Origin of the sequence: Arthrobacter sp. HS15c, from assembly GCF_040812005.1 — a bacterium.
In the GTDB taxonomy this organism is placed as follows: Bacteria; Actinomycetota; Actinomycetes; order Actinomycetales; family Micrococcaceae; genus Arthrobacter.
The window spans coordinates 21,959-40,456 of record NZ_JBFOHM010000002.1 but is presented as its reverse complement, the minus strand read 5'-3'; the positions used below and the strand labels follow the sequence as shown (position 1 = coordinate 40,456).

Annotated in this window: 17 protein-coding genes and 1 tRNA gene; 2 read left to right on the top strand and 16 right to left on the bottom strand. The window is 65.3% G+C overall.

The features are described from left to right. Nucleotides 1-34 precede the first annotated feature (34 nt). Complete coding sequence (locus ABV518_RS03220) at nt 35-3,430, bottom strand: pyruvate carboxylase (RefSeq protein WP_367765367.1); 3,396 nt, start codon at nt 3,428-3,430, stop codon at nt 35-37. Nucleotides 3,431-3,734: 304 nt separating this feature from the next. On the opposite strand from ABV518_RS03220, the gene ABV518_RS03215 reads away from it, so the two are divergent. After that, a complete protein-coding gene (locus ABV518_RS03215) occupies nt 3,735-4,553 on the top strand; it encodes a ParA family protein (protein WP_310164745.1) in 819 nt (272 codons plus the stop codon). Between the two features lie 79 nt (nt 4,554-4,632). Here the strand turns inward: ABV518_RS03215 and ABV518_RS03210 are convergent, their stop codons facing one another. From ABV518_RS03210 to gcvH, 5 genes are all read right to left on the bottom strand, one after another. Beyond that, the gene (locus ABV518_RS03210) at nt 4,633-5,229 is read right to left on the bottom strand and encodes a MerR family transcriptional regulator (protein WP_066290467.1); all 597 of its coding nucleotides are present in this window, start codon (nt 5,227-5,229) and stop codon (nt 4,633-4,635) included. A 237-nt stretch (nt 5,230-5,466) separates the two neighbouring features. Next, nucleotides 5,467-5,970, bottom strand: coding sequence for a bifunctional nuclease family protein (locus tag ABV518_RS03205; protein ID WP_066285823.1), 504 nt, complete (start codon nt 5,968-5,970; stop codon nt 5,467-5,469). Then, nucleotides 5,970-6,686: a MerR family transcriptional regulator gene (locus tag ABV518_RS03200; protein ID WP_131135000.1), complete on the bottom strand. Its 717-nt coding sequence runs from the start codon at nt 6,684-6,686 to the stop codon at nt 5,970-5,972. Before ABV518_RS03200 ends, ABV518_RS03205 begins: the two co-directional genes overlap by 1 nt. A 23-nt stretch (nt 6,687-6,709) precedes the next feature. Then, nucleotides 6,710-7,180 carry an FHA domain-containing protein gene (locus ABV518_RS03195; protein WP_131135038.1) on the bottom strand — a complete coding sequence of 157 codons (471 nt, stop codon included), beginning with the start codon at nt 7,178-7,180 and terminating at the stop codon, nt 6,710-6,712. Between the two features lie 139 nt (nt 7,181-7,319). Beyond that, nucleotides 7,320-7,706, bottom strand: coding sequence for a glycine cleavage system protein GcvH (gcvH, locus tag ABV518_RS03190; RefSeq protein WP_131135001.1), 387 nt, complete (start codon nt 7,704-7,706; stop codon nt 7,320-7,322). 117 nt (nt 7,707-7,823) lie between these two features. Between gcvH and ABV518_RS03185 the strand changes: the two genes are divergently transcribed. Continuing rightward, nucleotides 7,824-8,693 (top strand): Fpg/Nei family DNA glycosylase, encoded by an 870-nt coding sequence (locus tag ABV518_RS03185; RefSeq protein ID WP_367765366.1) that lies wholly within the window; start codon nt 7,824-7,826, stop codon nt 8,691-8,693. A 51-nt stretch (nt 8,694-8,744) separates the two neighbouring features. Here the strand turns inward: ABV518_RS03185 and ABV518_RS03180 are convergent. From ABV518_RS03180 to ABV518_RS03135, 10 genes are all read right to left on the bottom strand, one after another. Beyond that, nucleotides 8,745-8,821 (bottom strand) — tRNA-Pro (locus ABV518_RS03180). A 147-nt stretch (nt 8,822-8,968) separates the two neighbouring features. Continuing rightward, nucleotides 8,969-10,519, bottom strand: a complete 1,551-nt coding sequence (der, locus tag ABV518_RS03175; RefSeq protein WP_367765365.1) for a ribosome biogenesis GTPase Der — start codon at nt 10,517-10,519, stop codon at nt 8,969-8,971. A gap of 10 nt (nt 10,520-10,529) precedes the next feature. Beyond that, complete coding sequence (locus ABV518_RS03170) at nt 10,530-11,207, bottom strand: lysophospholipid acyltransferase family protein (protein ID WP_367765741.1); 678 nt, start codon at nt 11,205-11,207, stop codon at nt 10,530-10,532. A 31-nt stretch (nt 11,208-11,238) separates the two neighbouring features. Next, nucleotides 11,239-11,952 carry a (d)CMP kinase gene (gene cmk, locus ABV518_RS03165; protein ID WP_367765364.1) on the bottom strand — a complete coding sequence of 238 codons (714 nt, stop codon included), beginning with the start codon at nt 11,950-11,952 and terminating at the stop codon, nt 11,239-11,241. Beyond that, nucleotides 11,952-13,061 (bottom strand): prephenate dehydrogenase, encoded by a 1,110-nt coding sequence (locus ABV518_RS03160; RefSeq protein WP_367765363.1) that lies wholly within the window; start codon nt 13,059-13,061, stop codon nt 11,952-11,954. The genes cmk and ABV518_RS03160 overlap by 1 nt, the downstream gene beginning before the upstream one ends. Before the next feature lie 3 nt (nt 13,062-13,064). After that, the gene (locus ABV518_RS03155) at nt 13,065-14,285 is read right to left on the bottom strand and encodes a pseudouridine synthase (RefSeq protein WP_367765362.1); all 1,221 of its coding nucleotides are present in this window, start codon (nt 14,283-14,285) and stop codon (nt 13,065-13,067) included. Between the two features lie 111 nt (nt 14,286-14,396). Continuing rightward, on the bottom strand, nt 14,397-15,059 hold the full coding sequence (locus tag ABV518_RS03150) for an SMC-Scp complex subunit ScpB (protein WP_367765360.1): 663 nt from the start codon (nt 15,057-15,059) through the stop codon (nt 14,397-14,399). Beyond that, entirely contained in the window at nt 15,056-15,868 is an 813-nt protein-coding gene (locus ABV518_RS03145; protein ID WP_367765359.1) for a ScpA family protein, read from the bottom strand. The genes ABV518_RS03150 and ABV518_RS03145 overlap by 4 nt, the downstream gene beginning before the upstream one ends. A 7-nt stretch (nt 15,869-15,875) precedes the next feature. Further along, on the bottom strand, nt 15,876-16,775 hold the full coding sequence (locus tag ABV518_RS03140; protein ID WP_367765357.1) for a ParA family protein: 900 nt from the start codon (nt 16,773-16,775) through the stop codon (nt 15,876-15,878). Between the two features lie 261 nt (nt 16,776-17,036). Then, nucleotides 17,037-18,383 (bottom strand): cation:dicarboxylase symporter family transporter, encoded by a 1,347-nt coding sequence (locus ABV518_RS03135; protein ID WP_367765356.1) that lies wholly within the window; start codon nt 18,381-18,383, stop codon nt 17,037-17,039. Nucleotides 18,384-18,498: the final 115 nt, after the last annotated feature.

The window sequence follows — 18,498 nt, the reverse complement described above, 5'->3', positions numbered from 1 at the left end:
TTCTCAGTTAAGGCGGTGTGGCACGTGCGCGGGGTTACTCCACAACCAGGAGCAGGTCCCCGCCCTGCACCTGTTCAACCGTTGAGATGGCGAGGCGGGAGACCTTGCCGCCCACCGGCGTCGTAATGGACGCTTCCATCTTCATCGCTTCGATCGTGGCCACCGTGTCACCGGCGTTGACGGTGTCACCTGCCTTGACCGTGACGGTGACGGCACCGGCGAACGGCGCGGCGACGTGGCCCTGCTGGGCCGGGTCCGCCTTCTCGGCAGCTTTGACGTTGCTCACCACGGAACGGTCGCGGACGACGACGGGCCGGGACTGCCCGTTGAGCGTGCACATGACGGTGCGCATGCCCTTCTCATCCGGCTCGGAGACAGCCTCCAGCGAGGCGATCAGGCGGACGCCCTTTTCCAGCTGGATCTCGTGTTCCTGCCCGCGCTGCAGGCCGTACAGGTAATCCCTGGTGTCGAGCACGGAGATGTTGCCGTAGGTTTCCACGCTCTTGAGGTAGTCCTTGGTGGGGCCGTCGAAGAGAAGGCGGTTCAGCGTACCCTGGCGGGTCTTGGAATCGCCCTGGAGCGCGGCACTGTCCTCGGGGCTGAGCTCAACGTCTCGGACCTTGATGCTGCGGCCCTGGAGTGCCTTGGTCCGGAACGGTTCCGGCCAGCCTCCCGGCGGGTCACCGAGCTCGCCGGACAGGAAGCCGATGACGGAGTCGGGGATGTCGTAGTTCTGCGGGTTCTCGTTGAAGTCCGCAGGGTCGGCGTTCAGGCCCACCAGGTGCAGCGCGAGGTCGCCCACCACCTTCGAAGACGGCGTGACCTTCACCAGGCGGCCCAGGATGCGGTCCGCCGCTGTGTACATGTCCTCGATGGCTTCGAAGCGCTCCCCCAGGCCCAGGGCCATGGCCTGCTGGCGGAGGTTGGACAGCTGGCCGCCCGGGATTTCGTGCTGGTAAACGCGGCCTGTGGGGCCCGGCAGGCCCGACTCGAACGGCGCGTAGACGCGCCGCACGGCCTCCCAGTAGGGCTCCAGGGAGCTGACTGCCGCCAGGCTGAGTCCGGTGTCACGGGGCGTGTGCGCCAGTGCCGCCACCAGGGCTGAAGCGGACGGCTGGCTGGTGGTTCCTGCCAGCGAGGCGGACGCCACGTCCACCGCGTCCACGCCGGCGTCCACGGCTGCCAGGAGGGTGGCCAGCTGGCCGCCGGCGGTGTCGTGGGTGTGGAGGTGGACCGGAAGGTCGAACCTCTCACGGAGCGCGGCCACGAGCTTCGCAGCGGCCGCGGGGCGGAGCAGCCCTGCCATGTCCTTGATGGCCAGGATGTTCGCGCCGGCATCCACGATCCGCTGGGCGAGCTCGAGGTAGTAGTCCAGTGTGTAGAGCTTCTCGTCCGGGTCCAGCAGGTCGCCGGTGTAGCACAGGGCCACTTCGGCGACTGCCGTGCCGGTGGCGCGGACTGCACGGATGGCGGGCGCCATCTGGTTGACGTCGTTCAGGGCGTCGAAGATCCGGAAGATGTCGATGCCGGTGGCGGCTGCCTCGTTGACGAAGGCAACCGTGACCTCTTCGGGGTACGGGGTGTAGCCGACCGTGTTGCGGCCACGGAGCAGCATCTGGAGGCAGACGTTGGGCAGGGCCTTCCGCAGTGCGGCAAGCCGGTCCCACGGGTCTTCGCCAAGGAAGCGCAGGGCCACGTCGTACGTGGCACCGCCCCAGGCCTCGACGGAGAGCAGCTCAGGTACCAGGGCGGTGACGGCCGGTCCGGCGGCCACGAGGTCGCGGGTGCGGACCCGGGTGGCGAGCAGGGACTGGTGGGCGTCGCGGAACGTGGTGTCCGTGACGGCCACAGCCGTCTGCTCACGCAGCGCCTTGGCGAAGCCCTCGGGGCCCAGCTCCTGGAGCCGCTGGCGGGACCCCTTCACGGGCTGGATGCCTGCGACGGACGGAAGCTTGGATGCGGGGTTGGAGTGGACGGTGAGTTCGCCGTTGGGCTTGTTCACCGTGACCTCGGCCAGCCAGGTGAGCAGCTTGGTGCCGCGGTCCGCGGAGACCCGGGCCTTCAACAGCTGGGGCCGCTCGTCGATGAAGTTGGTTGCGACGTTGCCGGCAATGAAGTCGGCGTCGTCCAGCACGGCCTGCAGGAAGGAGATGTTCGTGGAAACGCCACGGATGCGGAATTCCGCGAGGGCCCGGCGGGCACGGGCCACGGCAGCCGGGTAGTCGCGGCCACGGCAGCTCAGCTTCACCAGCATGGAGTCGAAGTGCGGGCTGATTTCGGCACCCGAGTACACGGTGCCGCCGTCGAGCCTGACACCGGCGCCGCCGGCTGAACGGTAACCGGTGATCTTTCCGACGTCGGGCCGGAACCCGTTGGCGGGGTCCTCGGTGGTGATGCGGCACTGCAGGGCCGCGCCCTTGAGCTGGACCGTTTCTTGGGAGAGACCCAGGTCCGCAAGGGTTTCGCCGGACGCGATCCGCAGCTGCGCCTGCACCAGGTCAACGTCCGTCACTTCCTCAGTGACGGTGTGCTCGACCTGGATGCGGGGGTTCATTTCGATGAAGACGTGCTGGCCGGCGCGTTCGCCGACGGTGTCCACCAGGAACTCGACGGTTCCGGCGTTGACGTAGTTCAGCGCCTTGGCGAACTTGACCGCGTCACGGTAGAGGGCCTGGCGGATCCCCTCGTCAAGGTTGGGGGCCGGTGCAATCTCGATGACCTTCTGGTGGCGCCGCTGGATGGAACAGTCGCGCTCGAAGAGGTGCATGACGTTGCCTTCGGCATCAGCGAGGATCTGGACCTCGATGTGCCGCGGCCGGAGCACAGCCTGCTCCAGGAACATGGTGGGATCACCGAACGCCGCATCCGCTTCGCGCATGGCCGACTGCAGGGCTTCCGGAAGGGCCTCGCGGGTGTCCACGCGGCGCATGCCGCGTCCGCCGCCGCCGGCGACCGCTTTGGCGAAGATGGGGAACCCGATCTCGTCGGCCGCAGCGATGAGCTCATCGAGGTCCTTCGACGGCTGGCTGGACTTCAGCACCGGGACGCCGGCCTTCCGGGCAGCTTCCAGCGCGGCGACCTTGTTGCCGGCGAGTTCCAGCACCTCAGCCGGCGGACCAACAAAGGTGATCCCGGCTTCCTTCGCGGCACGGGCGAGGTCCGGGTTCTCGGACAGGAATCCGTAGCCGGGGTAGATGGCGTCGGCACCGGACTCCTTGGCCACCCGGACCACTTCAGCCACGTCAAGGTAAGCCCTGACGGGATGGCCCTCTTCACCAATCAGATAAGCCTCATCGGCCTTCTGGCGGTGGATCGAGTTACGGTCCTCGTTCGGGAACACAGCAACGGTCTTGGCGCCCAGCTCGTAGCCGGCGCGGAATGCCCTGATCGCGATTTCGCCGCGGTTGGCCACCAGAATCTTGGAAAACATACTTCTCCTGCATCATTGCGGGTGTATCGGTAAGTGGTCACAGTGTCTAAGACCCGCGCTTAGAAATACAAATCATTGTGGCCACCGTCACAGAAGTTGCCGTCATGTCCGCGACGCTTTGACCGGGACCGCCGGAACCAGCTGTTGCCATCACGCCGAGGTGCCATGCCGACGCCCGATAAAGCAGGAATCGCCGGCGCATCAACATATGATGAGTAGGGCGGCAGGAGCCGCCCGGCTTCGGCACTGCCGGAGCAAACATTACCCCCAACACGGCAGCCGGCGTTAGGTTTTGGTCTCTCAAGTGCAAGTAGTCAGCATCAGCAGCCTCAAGGGCGGGGTCGGCAAGACTTCCGTCACCACAGGATTGGCGTCTGCGGCGCTTGCCGCGGGCATCCCCACATTGGTGGTGGACCTTGATCCCCATGCAGACGCGACCACGGCCCTGGGCGTGCAACCCGGCGACCAGCTGGACATCGGGCGGATGCTCAAGAGCCCGCGGAGGGCCAAACTCGCGGACAACGTGGTGGGCAGCAGCTGGACGGCCCGCGCACTCTCGAACGGGTCCGGTCCGGGAGTCCTGGACGTCGCGGTCGGCTCTGCGTACACCGGGATCTATGACCGGCCGGACCTGGGCCGCCGCGATCTCCGCCGGCTCTCTTCGGTGCTGGCCGGCGCTGACTACGAGCTCGTCCTGATCGACTGCCCGCCGTCGCTGAACGGCCTGACCAGGATGGCCTGGTCGGCCAGTGACAAAGTGGCCCTGGTGGCCGAACCCGGACTGTTCTCCGTGGCGGGAACCGAGCGGACCATGCGGGCCATCCAACTGTTCCGGCAGGAGTTCGCCCCCAACCTTTCGCCGGCCGGCATTGTGGCAAACCGTGTCCGCACCGGCTCATCCGAGCACACCTACCGGCTCGCCGAAATGGAATCGATGTTCGGCGAACTGCTGTTGAGCCCCCGGATCCCGGAGCAGGCAAACTGGCAGCAGATCCAGGGCGCCGCCCATCCGGTACACCACTGGCCCGGCGACTCTGCGAAATCGGCTGCTGCCCTCTTTGACACGCTGCTGGCCAACCTCCTCGCCGTTGGCAACGGCCTCCGGAGCCGCGGCCAGCGCTAGGCGCTGTGGCGGCGGCGCACGTTGACCGCATGGAAAAGGCCACCTTCCAGCTGGAAGGTGGCCTTTGACGTTTTAGGGTTCAGCCGGTTTTCCGGGCTGCACGGCGTTTGCTGAGCTCGTCGTCCGGAAAGGACTGTTCGGCTGCATGCTCGCTCGGGAGGGACGCCAGGCTGCCTTCGACCTCCCGCCACACGCGGCCAACCGCAATGCCAAACACACCCTGTCCACCCTGGACGAGGTCGATCACCTCGTCGGCGGAGGTGCACTCGTAGACACTGGCGCCGTCACTCATCAGAGTGATCTGGGCGAGGTCCTCCACGCCACGCTCCCGCAGGTGTTCGACGGCGGTCCGGATCTGCTGGAGCGAGACTCCGGTGTCCAGGAGCCGCTTGACGACTTTCAGGACCAGGATGTCGCGGAAACCGTACAGGCGCTGCGAACCGGAGCCGGCAGCACCGCGCACGGCGGGTTCCACCAGGCCGGTACGGGCCCAGTAATCAAGCTGGCGGTACGTGATGCCGGCCGCCTTGCAGGCAGTCGGTCCGCGGTAGCCCGCGTCCTCGTCAAGAACGGGAAGGTCTTCGGTAAACAGGAGGCCCTGGGCACCGCTCGCGGGCACAGCGACACCAGCCGTCGAGGGCTGTTTCAGCTCGCCTGCTTCGCCTTTGGGACTCACCTGGATCCTCCTTGTCATAAGCTCCCGGGGAAAAACTGCAGCAGCCTGGACGGGCACGAAGTCCATGCATGTAATTTCCTGGAGCCGCACCTTACAGTGTGACTTGCGCTGCTGCTGTAAGCAATGGGAACTTGATACCTTTGACGTTAGGCCTGCCGGGTCCCAAGGTCAAAGACGTTCGGCTCTTTGCGGGGGCGTGTCGAAACTTTCAGCCTCAACTTTAACCTTAACGTGATCTCAGCCGTCGAAGTCTTCCGGCTCCACGTCGTCCAGGAACTCACGGAACCGCCGCAGTTCACGTTCCTCGTCGACGGTGGGCCCGGGCTCGGTGTCTTCGCCCTCGTCATGTTCGGTGATGCGGACCCCGGCCTCGTCCATGACCGAATCGGCGCACCAGATCCGGCATTTGGCCCGCAATGCGATGGCCAGCGCATCAGATGCACGTGAGCTGACAGTGGTGCCGTTCTCGAACTGCAGCTGGCCGTAGAAGATGTTGTCCTCCACGGCGACGATGTTCACGCTGACCACCGAATGGCCCAGGGATTCCACCACGTCAACCAGGAGGTCGTGGGTCATGGGCCGGGGCGGGACCACTCCCTGCTGGGCCAGCGCAATCGCGCTGGCCTCCGGCGTGCCGATCCAGATGGGCACGTGCCGCTCGCCGTGGATCTCGCGAAGCAGCACCAGCGGCTGGTTGGAAGGAAGTTCGATCCGAACCCCTACGATCTCGACTTCGATCATCAGATGTCCATGCGTGAGATATGGTCCTGCACCAGGGCCCGGTGCAGGGTGAGGCAAAGGTCGCTGATCTCGCGCGCCGCTTCGGCCGCCCGGGCCTGCGACGCCGAGTCCTTGCGGGATGCGAGCGGCGCCACTGCACGCTCCACGAGACCGAACTCACGTTCGGCCGCAGCCTGGAAGGGCCGCAGGTGGCGCGGCTCCAGGCCATGGCTTTCCAGCTGGACGCACGCCCGGGCCACCTGCAGCGCGTGTTCATCAAACTTGCCGTTGCTGTGGCTGATCAGCCCGAAGCTGAGCAGCGACTGCAGCAGCGGGACGCTGGCACCGGACTCGGTCCGGAGCTGCTCCTCGGTGAGTTTACGGCCGCGGTTCTGCAGCTCGGCTGCCAGCTCGTCAGAGACGATCCGCGGGGAAACCACGACGCCGGGGGGAAGGTTTTCGGGCCGCTCTCCCCTGTCGATCGCGTCGAGGTAGTCCTTGATGACTTTCAGTGGCAGGTACTGGTCCCGCTGGAGTGCCAGTACAAAACGGAGGCGTTCGACGTCCCCGTCCGAGTACTGCCGGTACCCCGCGGGCGTCCGGCGGGGGTTGATGAGTCCCTTTTCTTCGAGGAACCTGATTTTGGACGCGGTCATTCCGGGGAAATCGCCGCTCAGCTGGGCGAGGACCTCCCCGATGTTCAGGACCTGGGGTCCACGGCGTTCCGGTTGTGCCATTGCCACAGGCAACTGCCCCGGGATCAGGCGCGGCCTGCAGCGCGGGCAGGGCTCAGGTAGAAGGTGAGGCGGAATTTGCCGATCTGGACTTCGCTTCCGGACTTCAGCTCAACACTGTCCACGCGGTCATGGTTGACATAGGTGCCGTTGAGGCTGCCTTTGTCCACCACTTCGAAGCTGCGCGCCGTGCGCTGGAACTCAACATGGCGGCGTGAAACGGTCACATCGTCCAGGAAGATGTCGGCGTCCGGGTGGCGGCCGGCGGTGGTGACGTCAGAGTCCAGCAGGAACCGGGCACCGGCGTTGGGTCCGCTGTGGGCGATCAGCAGCGCTGATCCGGCGGGCAGCGCCTCCACGGAGCTGCGCTCGTCCGATGAGAGCTTGGGGGTAATGGTGGGTTCTTCGGTGACGGGCGTGAGATGGATCGAGGTGGTCTCCGAAGCCTTGCCTGTGCCGTAATCCCCGTCGGCAGGGTTCTGCTTGTGGCCAACCATGGCTTCCTCCTCTTCCGCTGCAGCGTCACCTGCAATCAACATGTCCCCCCGGCCTGCCTCGCAAACCCGGCCCCGGACGCCAGATCCGGCCATTGACGTGCGAAGACGTACATGGCCGGACCGGATGAACCGGTTAGCTTTAGCCTACCTGTTGTTCGTACTCCGACGCACTGAGCAACGATTCCACGGCGTCGGCTTCTGCAAGTTTGACTTCGATCAGCCAGCCATCACCGTAGGGATCAGAGTTGATGAGGGCGGAGTCTGTGTCCAGGGAGTCGTTGCGTGCCACCACTTCACCGCTGACGGGCGCGTAAATGTCGCTGACGCTCTTGGTGGACTCAACTTCGCCCACTACTTCGTTCGCGGTGATTTTTGTACCCACTTCAGGCATCTGCGCATAGACAACGTCTCCGAGTGCGTCCTGGGCGAAGTCTGTGATGCCCACGCGGACCACGCCGTCGGCATTGGGCGCGGTGACCCATTCGTGCTCTGCGGTGTAGGACAGGTCTTCGGGAATGTTGCTCATCAGGGGCCTTTCATCGGGTCAAACACCAATGTCAACGGGGCCTGCTAAACAAGCCGCCGCTGAAAGTATAGGCACAACTCCCGGGGCGTTCGAGGTGGATTCTGACATGATGGGACCATGCCCGAGCTTCCTGAGGTTGCAGGCCTGGCTGACTATCTGGACGGCCACCTGCGCGGCACGGTCCTGGAACAGGTCCAGATTGTGTCCTTCGCCGTGCTTAAGACTGCGGATCCCGCCTACACCGATCTCTACGGGCGGGCTGTGACCGGCGTCCGGCACTTCGGCAAGTTCGTGTGTATTGATACCGACGGCCCGTCCCTGGTCTTCCACCTTGCGCGGGCAGGATGGGTCCGGTTCACGGATTCGCCGAGCAGCGCTGAACTCAGGAAAGGGAAGGGGTACATCGCTGCCAGGCTGTCCTTCTCCGGTAATTCGGGCAGGCACGGGATGGACCTTACCGAAGCCGGCACAAAAAAGAGCCTGGCCGTCTATGTGGTGCGCGAGCCGCAGGATGTTCCGGGGATCGCGGCCCTGGGTCCGGATCCGTTCAGTCCGGAGTTCGACGCCGGCACGCTGGCGAAGATCCTCGGCACCAGCTCCCAGCAGGTCAAGGGACTCCTCCGAAGCCAGAGCGTCATCGCAGGGATCGGGAACGCCTACAGCGACGAGATCCTGCACGCCGCGAAAATATCCCCGTTTGCGATCGCCAAGTCCCTTAGCCCCGAGGACGTCCAGGTTTTGTATGACGCCATCCACAGCGTCCTGGGCACGGCGCTGGCCGAAGCCCGCGGCAAACCGCCGAGCGAACTGAAGGACGTCAAGCGGAGCCACATGCGGGTCCATGCCCGGACCGGCGAGTCCTGCCCGGTCTGCGGCGACACGGTCCGGGAAGTGTCATTCGCGGACACTTCGCTTCAGTACTGTCCCACCTGCCAGACCAAGGGAAAGATCCTGGCGGACCGGCGGACATCCAGGTTCCTGAAATAACGCCAAAAGCAGAAGCGCCCCGGAGAAATTCTCCGGGGCGCTTCTGCTTTTTGGTCGGGCTGACAGGATTTGAACCTGCGACCCCTTGACCCCCAGTCAAGTGCGCTACCAAGCTGCGCTACAGCCCGTCAGTTCCGCCGTTCTCCGCTGCGTTTACTCCTGATGTTTGCCAGGATTTCAACTCAGCAGTCCGGCCGAACCACCTTGAAAAGCTTACACGATGCGAAGGGGTGCCTGTGACACTTTCGGGCATCCGATCAGCAGGTGTGTCGGAATTAACGCTTCTTGCCGCGCTTTTCGCGGACACGCATGTTGACCTCGATGGGGGTGCCCTCGAAGCCGAACGTCTCACGCAGCCGGCGGGTGATGAAGCGGCGGTAGCCGGGGTCAAGGAATCCGGTGGTGAACAGCACGAACTTCGGCGGGCGGCTGGACGCCTGGGTGCCGAACAGGATACGGGGCTGCTTTCCGCCACGGACGGGATGCGGATGTGCCGCCACGAGTTCGCCGAGGAAGGCGTTCAGGCGTCCGGTAGCGATGCGCTTGTCCCAGCTTTCCAGGGCAAGGTCCAGTGCAGGGACCAGCCGGTCCTTGTGCCAGCCGGTCAGCGCCGAGATGTTAACCCGGGGCGCCCAGGCAACGTGCGCAAGGTCCTGCTCAATTTCCCGCTCCAGGTAAGTGCGGCGTTCGTCGTCGAGCAGGTCCCACTTGTTGTAGGCGAGAACCAGCGCGCGGCCGGATTCGATGGCCAACTGCAGGATCCTGACGTCCTGTTCGCTGAGGACTTCGTCCACGGCCAGGAGGACGACGGCGACCTCCGCCTTCTCCAGGGCAGCCTGGGTCCGGAGCGAGGCGTAGTAGTCGGCGCCCTGCGCCATGTGCTGGCGGCGTCGGATGCCTGCCGTATCAACAAACCGCCAGGTCCGGCCGCCGAGTTCAATGAACTCATCCACCGGGTCACGGGTTGTGCCTGCGGTGTTATCCACCACCACACGCTCCGAGCCGGCGAGCTTGTTCAGCAGCGACGACTTGCCCACGTTGGGACGCCCGATCAGCGCGATGCGGCGCGGGCCGCCCGAGCGCTCCAGTCCTTCAATCGTGGAGAACTCAGGCAGTGTGTCCATCACGTGGTCCAGGAGGTCGGCGACTCCCCGTCCATGCAGTGCCGAGACGGGGTAGGGCTCACCGAAGCCGAGGCCCCACAGGGTTGCCGAATCTGCCTCCTGGGCGAAGTCGTCCACCTTGTTCGCCACCATGATGACGGGCTTCTTGCTGCGGCGGAGCATCTTCATGACGCCTTCATCCGTGGCGGTTGCGCCCACGGCGGAGTCAACCACGAACAGCACGGCGTCGGCCAGTTCCACGGCCATTTCGGCCTGCTCGGCTACGCGGGCGTGGATGCCCCGGGCATCGTGCTCCCAGCCGCCGGTGTCCACGAGGGTGAAGTTGCGGCCGTTCCAGTGGGCCGAGTACATCACGCGGTCCCTGGTGACACCTGGGGTGTCTTCCACCACGGCTTCGCGGCGGCCCAGGATGCGGTTAACCAGGGTGGACTTGCCCACGTTGGGGCGCCCGATGATGGCCAGGACGGGGTCCAGCTTGACCGGTCCGTCGAAGTCCTCGTCGTCGTACCGGCCGCTGAGCAGGGCGGCGTCGTCCTCATCGAGTTCGTAGTCTTCCAGGCCCGCCCGGAGGGACGCCGCGCGCAGCTCCGCTTCGTCGTCGTCCAGGGCTGCCAGCCGCTCGGCCACCTGGTCGGTGCCGGTGGGCGTGTATTCGTCTTCGCCGGCGCCGGAGTGGCCGGATGTTTGAGTCGTATCGCTCATTGCACTTTCCTTAGTGGTCATCTGCCGGCGTCCCGGCTACTGCTGGTTCGAGCGGTGAGCCCGCGTGGGGCAAAGGCTGCCCACTGTGTTTGATTGCATCCCGGACGTGCCCTGCCAGCGCAGCGCGGATTTCCATTCCCGCCCTGTCCATTGAAGCACGGCCGGTTTCGCCGGGATTGCGGCTAATTGTCAGGGCGTTGCCGAAGCTGACATGGAACCGCCGCCCCGGCCTGGGGACGGTGTCGAGGTGCTCATCGCCGGTCCGGGTACCCAGGATGGCGACCGGCACAACCGGAGCCCCCGAGTTCAGTGCCAGCCAGGCCACGCCGTTGTTGATGTCGGTTGCCTGGCCGCTCCCCCGGGTGCCTTCCGGCAGAATCCCGACGCAACGGCCGGCGTCGAGCACGTCCTTGCTGAGCAGCAGCGCTGCACGGTCGCCGGAGCGGTCCACGGGCACCTGGCCGGAGGCCCGGAGGACCCGGCCAAGGAAGCCCTTGAACATCTCCTTCTTGACCAGGATGTGCATGGGCCGCGGGGCCGCGCCGAACATCACCGGCCCGTCCAGGAAGCTGATGTGGTTGCCGGCAAAGATCACCGGTCCCCCGGTGGGGACGTTGGAACGGCCGGTCACCGAGGTGCGGTACACCAGGTGGTCCAGGATCCAGCCGACAGGGCGGCTCCACGCCATGGTCCAGGCGGCGGGAAGCTTGCTGGGGCGCTCAGTCACGGTTAAGGACCTTGGTGACGATCACGAGGGCGGCGTCCACGGTTTCCTCGAAGTCAAGGTCCGAGGAGTCCAGCGTCACCACGCCATCGGCGGCCTGGGTGAAATTCACCACAGTGGAATCCTTGGCATCGCGGTGGATGACCTGGGCAGCGAGCTGCTCGGCGTTCTGCGTGCCACCCAGCTGGATCCCGCGGCGCCGGAGCCTGGCTTCCTCGCTGGCGGTCAGCAGCATCCGGACTTCCGCGCCGGGCGCGACGACGGTGGTGATGTCCCGGCCCTCCACCACCATCCGGCGGTGGTGCTTTTCAATGAGCTCCCGCTGGCGGCGGATCAGTTCGGTCCGGGCGCCAAGGGTGGTGGCCACGGCACTGACGGCCGACGAAATGGCCGGTTCGCGGATGGCCTCGGCGACGTCGACACCGTCCACCCGCACGAAGTCCTCGTGCGGGGTGGTGCTCAGTTCCAGTACCAGGTCCCTGGCTGCCTGCTCCACGGACGCGGCGTCATCAAGGCTGATTCCGGTGTTGACGCAGAACCAGGTCAGGGCCCGGTACATGGCACCGGTATCCAGGTAGGCAAGCCGCAGCCTGCGGGCCACTTCCTTGCTCACGCTGGACTTGCCGGAACCGGACGGGCCATCGATGGCCACGACGAGCGGCCGGCCCACCCGCAGGGCGGGCAGGGTTTCAATGAGTTCCTGTGTCATTACTGCAGTACCCGCCATCCGCGGTCGTTGAGTGCTTCGATCAGGTGGTCATGTTTGTTGGGCAGCACCGAGAGCTCCACCATGCCGACGTTCTGGCCCGACGAATGGTCCAGCCGGAGGTCTTCGACATTCACGCCGATCTCCCCGATCTCGGTGAGGAGCAGGGCGATCTGGCCCGGCTTGTCGTCCACCAGGACGGTGAGCCAGGAGTACGCCTGCGGCGGGCCGCCATGTTTGCCGGGAATGCGTGCCTGGCCGGCATTGCCTTCGCTGATCAGCTGGGCGAGGTCCAACCGTGCGCCGGGTGCGCCGGGCGCCTCCAGCGTGCCGATGAGGCGGTTCAGGTCCTCGCGCACGCCGTAGAGGATCTCCACCACTTTCCGGGCGTTGCCGCCCAGGATCTGCACCCAGAGGGTGGGATCGCTCGCGGCGATCCTGGTGACGTCCCGCAGGCCGTTGCCGGCCAGGGAAAGCGCATGGAGCGGCGTGCCCTGCAGCCGACTGGCCAGCAGTGACGACATCACCTGGGGCAGGTGGGATACCAGTGCAACGGCTTCGTCGTGTTCGTCTGCGGTGAACTGGGAGACGATTGCGCCCAGGTCCGAGGCGAGGGCGCGCGCCACCCGGGTGGCTTCGGCCGAGGACTCTTCCGACGGGCAAACCACCCACGGCATGGACGTAAAAAGCTCGCCGCGGGCCGCAACCGGCCCGGATTTCTCCCGTCCGGCCATCGGATGGCTGCCAACGTAGCGGGAGATGTCCGCGCCGCGGGCTCGAAGGTCGGCCAGGATGTCCGCCTTGACGCTGGCAATGTCCACCACCACGGACTCCGGGTAGTCCGCCAGGGCGCCCGCCACAACCGAGGCTGTGACATCCGGCGGTGCCGCCACAACCACGAGTTCCGGTGCCTCCCCCGACAGCTCGGCCAGGGGCAGACCGGCGCCGATGTCGACGGCGACGGCCTGGTTGGTTGGCGACGGGTCCGACAGGTACACGGGGACGGCGCGGCCACGCAGGCCGAGCCCGATGCTGGCGCCCAGCAGGCCGGTGCCGATCACGACGACCGGGCCGTTAAGGTGTCCGCGGCCGTGCGTACGAAATGCGGACATGCCTCAGAGCCCTACGGATGCCAGCAGGTGGCCGACTTCCTGCTTGCCCAGGTTCCGGATGCTGCCCTGTCGCTGGTCGCCCAGGCCGATGGGTCCGACCTTGACGCGCACCAGGCGCAGGACGGGGAAGCCCACGGCATCGAACAGGCGCCGGACAATCCGGTTCTTGCCCGAGTGCAGGACTACTTCGATCAGCACGTGGCCCGGAGTGGAGTCCACCAGCTTGAAGGAGTCCACGGAGGCGAAGCCGTCCTCAAGTTCCACGCCTTCCCGGAGCTGGGCGCCGATTCCCTGCGGGAACGGGCCGCGCACCTGCACGAGGTAAGTCTTGGGCACCTCATAGGACGGGTGCGTCAGGCGGTTGGCCAGTTCGCCGTCGTTCGTGAGCAGCAGCAGCCCTTCGGTGGCGACGTCCAGGCGGCCCACGTGGAACAGGCGTTCGCCCTGGTGGGTCTTCCGTACGAAGTCGCTGATGCACGGACGGCCGTCGGGGTCCTCCATGGTGGACACAACGCCCTTGGGCTTGTTGAACACCATGTAAACGAGGTTTTCGTCCAGCTGGATGCGGAGGCCGTCTACGTGGATGACAGCGGTTTTGGGGTCCACCCGGACACCCAGCTCGGTGACAACCTGGCCGTCGACCTCGACGCGTCCCTCGGCGATCATCTCCTCGCAGACGCGGCGCGAAGCCACGCCGGCCTGCGCCATGACCTTCTGCAGGCGGGTGCCGTCGGCGTCGTGCATTTCAGACTGCGGGACGGGCCCGCGGGGACCGCGCTTGCGCGACGGCTTGCGGACCGGGCCGAGGTTCTGGCCAAAACGTTCACTGCCGAAGGCGCGGGATGCCGCGGCCCCCGGTTTGCCGGTGCGTGGCTTGGGCTTGAGCGCGCCCGGAGTGCCGGGAGCCTTCTTGGCGCCGGGCTTGCGGGCAGCAGGCTTCCGTGCCGAGGGCGCGGCGGGTTTCCAGTCGGACGCGCCGCCTTGCTGGCCTGCGGGTGCTTCGTCGGGATCGACAAAGCGTTCCTCGCGGGGCTTGGGTGCCTTGTGGGGGCGGTCGCCGCCGCCGAAGCCTGCGTTGCGCTTCCCTGCAGCGCCGCGGAATCCGCCAGCCTGCGCGCCCCCGCGGCTGGCGCCGCCCTGCGCGCCGCCTTGTGATGAATTGCGTTCCGGACCTTTACGTCCTGAACTGTTACGTGGTGAACCCTGGCGTCCCGCCTGTGTCATGACCCGTCCTTCGATATGTTGACCGGCAAGTTGTCCAAGGACAACCCTAGCCAGCCGTGCAGAATAATTCTGCCCTGATGAATACTCTTGTGCGCAGGCAGGATGCCCCGCCTACATTCTTCCGGCGTCGTAGAACTCCTCGATGCCTTCCAGTCCCGGAAGATGGGGTGAAAGCTGAGGCAACTCAGCCACGGAGCCGATCCCCATCCGCTCCAGGAAGTACGATGTTGTCCGGTACAGGACGGCGCCCGACTCCGGATCGTTCCCGGCATCTTCGACCAGCCCGCGCTGCGTCAGTGTCCGCACGACCGAATCAACGTTTACTCCCCGAATTGCGGACACCCTGGCCCGGGAGACCGGCTGCCTGTACGCGATGACGGCCAGTGTTTCCAGGGCCGCCTGCGTAAGCCTGGCCGTTTGGCCCTCCAGCACAAACCGGCCGACGATGTCGGCGAAGTCAGTGCGTGAGTAGATCCGCCAGCCACCGGCGATGTTCCGCAATTCAAAACCCCGGGGGCTGGCGCTGAAGCCAGCATCGCTGGCAACGTCCATGTCCGGGGCTTTAACAGTATAGCCGTTATACTCCCGCTGCAGTTCCGCCAGCAGTTGCTCCACAACCTCGACGGTCAGGTTCAGGCCCGCTGCGAGCTCCGTAGCGGTGGCCGGCTGGTCCAGCACCATCAGCACGGCCTCGACGGCGGCTTTCGCCCCGCCCGGCAGGTTCGTGACGTCCAGTGCCTCGTCGTCCACGGCCCCAGGATGCTCTTCGGTCACGGCTGTTCCTCGTATTCTTCACTCAGGTTCTCGGTGGACCATTCCTGGCCTTCGGCTGTCCAGTGCACCGTCAGGTCACCCAAGGGACTGAGCTGGTCGAAGGCCACCACCTTGTCGCGGAACATTTCCAGCAGCGCCAGGAACCGGGCCACCACCACCAGGGTGGAGTCCGCGTCTGCGATCAGCGCCCGGAAGGACAATGGGTTCCCCAACTGGAGGCGGAGGCCCATGATTTCCGCCTGTTCTTTCACACTGACAGCGCTGCCGTGCAGGTGGCCCAGGCCGACTTCGGTGGGCCTGGGCACCTTGGGTTCCAGCGCGGATTCGGCCAGCTTGGCGAACTGTTCGGGGGTGTGTTTCCAGACCAGCTCAGGCAGCATGGCGGCGAAGTGTTCTTCGAGGGCAACCTGTCGCGGGAAGCGCCGGGATTCCTGGTCCAGGGTTACGGCCATCAGGCCTGCGACCTGCTTGAAGGCCTTGTACTGCAGGAGGCGGGCAAAGAGGAGGTCGCGGGCTTCGAGCAGGGCGATGTCCTCGTCGTCCTCGACTTCGCCCGCGGGCAGGAGGCGGGCGGCCTTGAGGTCCAGCAGTGTGGCGGCAATGACCAGGAATTCGCTGGCCTCATCCAGGGCCCAGTCCTCCCCCAGTTTCTGCAGCTTCCTGATGTATTTGATGAATTCATCGGTGACGGTGGCGATGGCCACCTCGGTGATGTCCAGCTGGTGCTTGGCAATGAGGCCCAGCAGGAGGTCGAACGGTCCGGTGAAGTTGGCCAGCCGGACCTCAAAGCCGGGCTTGGACTCAGCCACAGCCTGGCTAGGGTGCGCCGCCGCGCGAAATCAGCTCTTTGGCCAGGCGGCGGTAGGCATCTGCACCAATGTGGTTGCCGGCGTAGCTGGTGATCGGCTCCGCCGCCACCGTGGCGTCAGCGAACTTGATGGAGCGCTTGATGACGGTTTCGAACACCTTGTCGCCGAAAGCTTCCACCAGCCGTGTGATGACTTCGCGGCTGTGGAGCGTGCGGGCGTCGTACATCGTGGCAAGGACGCCGTCCACCTGCAGGCGGGGGTTCAGCCTGTCCTGGACCTTGTCGATGGTCTCCACCAGGAGGGCGACGGCCCGGAGGGCAAAAAACTCGCAGATCAAGGGAATGATCACGCCATGGGCGGCAGTCAGGGCATTGACGGTCAACAGTCCAAGGGATGGCTGGCAGTCGATCAGGACGACGTCGTACTCGTCCTCGACCTTTTTGAGGGCCCGGTCCAGGACCTGCTCGCGGGCGACCTCGTTGACCAGCTGCACTTCGGCGGCGGAGAGGTCGATGTTGGCGGGCAGGAGGTCCACGTTTTCAACACCGGTGTGATGGATGGCGTCGCGGATATCAACCTTGCGGTCCATCAGGACGTTGTAGACGGTCAGGTCCAGTTCGTGCGGGTTGATGCCCAGGCCCGCCGACAGCGCACCCTGCGGGTCAAAGTCGACCAGCAGTACCCGGCGGCCATATTCGGCAAGGGCCGCCGCAAGGTTGATGGTGGACGTGGTCTTGCCGACGCCGCCTTTTTGGTTGACCATGGCGATGACGCGCGCCGGACCGTGGGAGGACAGCGGAGCGGGTTCAGGAAATTCGCGGTGCGGGCGCCCGGTGGGACCCATCACGGCGTCTTCCAGATCAAGTTCCGTGCCTTCCAGAGTTGCCGAACCCTGTTCGCTGCTCACGTATCTATCCACACTTTCGATGACGGTGATTTACCTGCCGCTGGATATCCAGCGCCGTTCCTGCTTTTCACCAAGGCTACAGCCCCCGACACGGTAATCGAGGGAACTTGACTTTGCGCGCATTCTGAGCCTTTACCTTCTGGTAGAGGTCGAAGGTTAGGCTCCTGCACGCGCAAACCGCCCGCGCAGCCGGGGGCTGCGCGGGCGGTTTGACTATGAATTTCCCGGCTTTGCCGGCGGGGCCTTCGCCCCGCCTGTTGCCTAGACGGTGGCCGGGACCGGCTTTGCTTCGGCCGGTTGGTCCGCCGGCCCGCCGTGGCCGGCGATCATGGTCTGCTCGTCGAAGGGAGCCCGTCCCGAGAGAACTTCGCCGACCTGCTTGTTGTCGATCTCCTTGACCCAGGTGCCGATCAGGAGGGTGGCCACAGCGTTGCCCGTGAAGTTGGTCAGGGCGCGGGCTTCAGACATAAAGCGGTCGATCCCGACGATCATGCCCACGCCGCCCAGGAGCTCGGGCTTGTGTGCCTGCAGGCCGGCGGCCAGCGTGGCGAGGCCTGCACCGGTGACACCGGCTGCGCCCTTCGAGGCGATGATCATGAAGATCAGCAGGGATACCTGGGCACCAAGATCCAGCGGGGTTCCCATGGCGTTGGCCACGAACAGCGATGCCATCGTCAGGTAGATGGCGGTGCCGTCAAGGTTGAAGGAGTAACCGGTGGGCACGGTGACGCCGACGACCGGCTTGGAAACACCCAGGTGCTCCATCTTGGCGATCAGGCGGGGCAGCGCTGCCTCGGAGGAGGAGGTGGAGAAGATGAGGAGGTATTCGCGGGCCAGGTACTTCATCAGCTTGAAGATGTTCACTCCGGTCACTACCTGGAGCAGGCCGCCGAGGATCACCACGATGAAGAGGGCGCAGGTGATGTAGAAGGCGGCCATGAGAGTGAACATGCTCACGATTGCCGCGACGCCTGTGGCGCCGACAACAGCTGCGATGGCACCGAAGGCGCCCACCGGAGCAAGCCACATGATCATGATGAGGATCCTGAACACCAATACCTGGCCGTGGCCGATAGCCTTCAGGACAGGAGCGCCTTGCGCGCCCATCTTCTGGAGGGCGAAGCCCACGAGGATGGCGGCGAAGAGTGTGGGCAGGACTGGAATGTCGCCCGGGATAATGCCCAGGAGGAAGGCGACGGTGCTGTCCACTTCGGCCTTCTTATTGGGGTCATACGGCGCCAGCTTCAAACCCTCACCCGGGTGGATCAGGTTGCCGACCACAAGGCCGATGCCCAGGGCGAAGGTGGACATAAGGACAAAGTAGCCCAGGGCCAGTCCGCCCACCTTCCCTACGGTGGCAGCCTTCGCGATGGAGCCAATACCAAGGACGATGGTGCAGAAGATGATCGGCGCGATCATCATCTTGATGAGCTTGATGAATCCGTCGCCAAGCGGTTTCATCGCTTTGCCGACCTCGGGGAACAACAGACCGACGATAGCGCCCAGGATCACGGCGGCAATGACGGCAATATAGAGGTAGTGGGATTTGTCCAGGCCCTTGCGGGCGGCCTTTGCAGGCGCTGCTGACTCTCCTCGTTGAGAAGCCATGATGTGTCTCCTTATGGATAATCTGGTAGACGCTGCGGCGCAGTCTCTGGGCTCATCGCGTCGGTCCGGTGTGATATCCATCATTGGGCACGCCGTGACTTAGCTCACCGTTGCG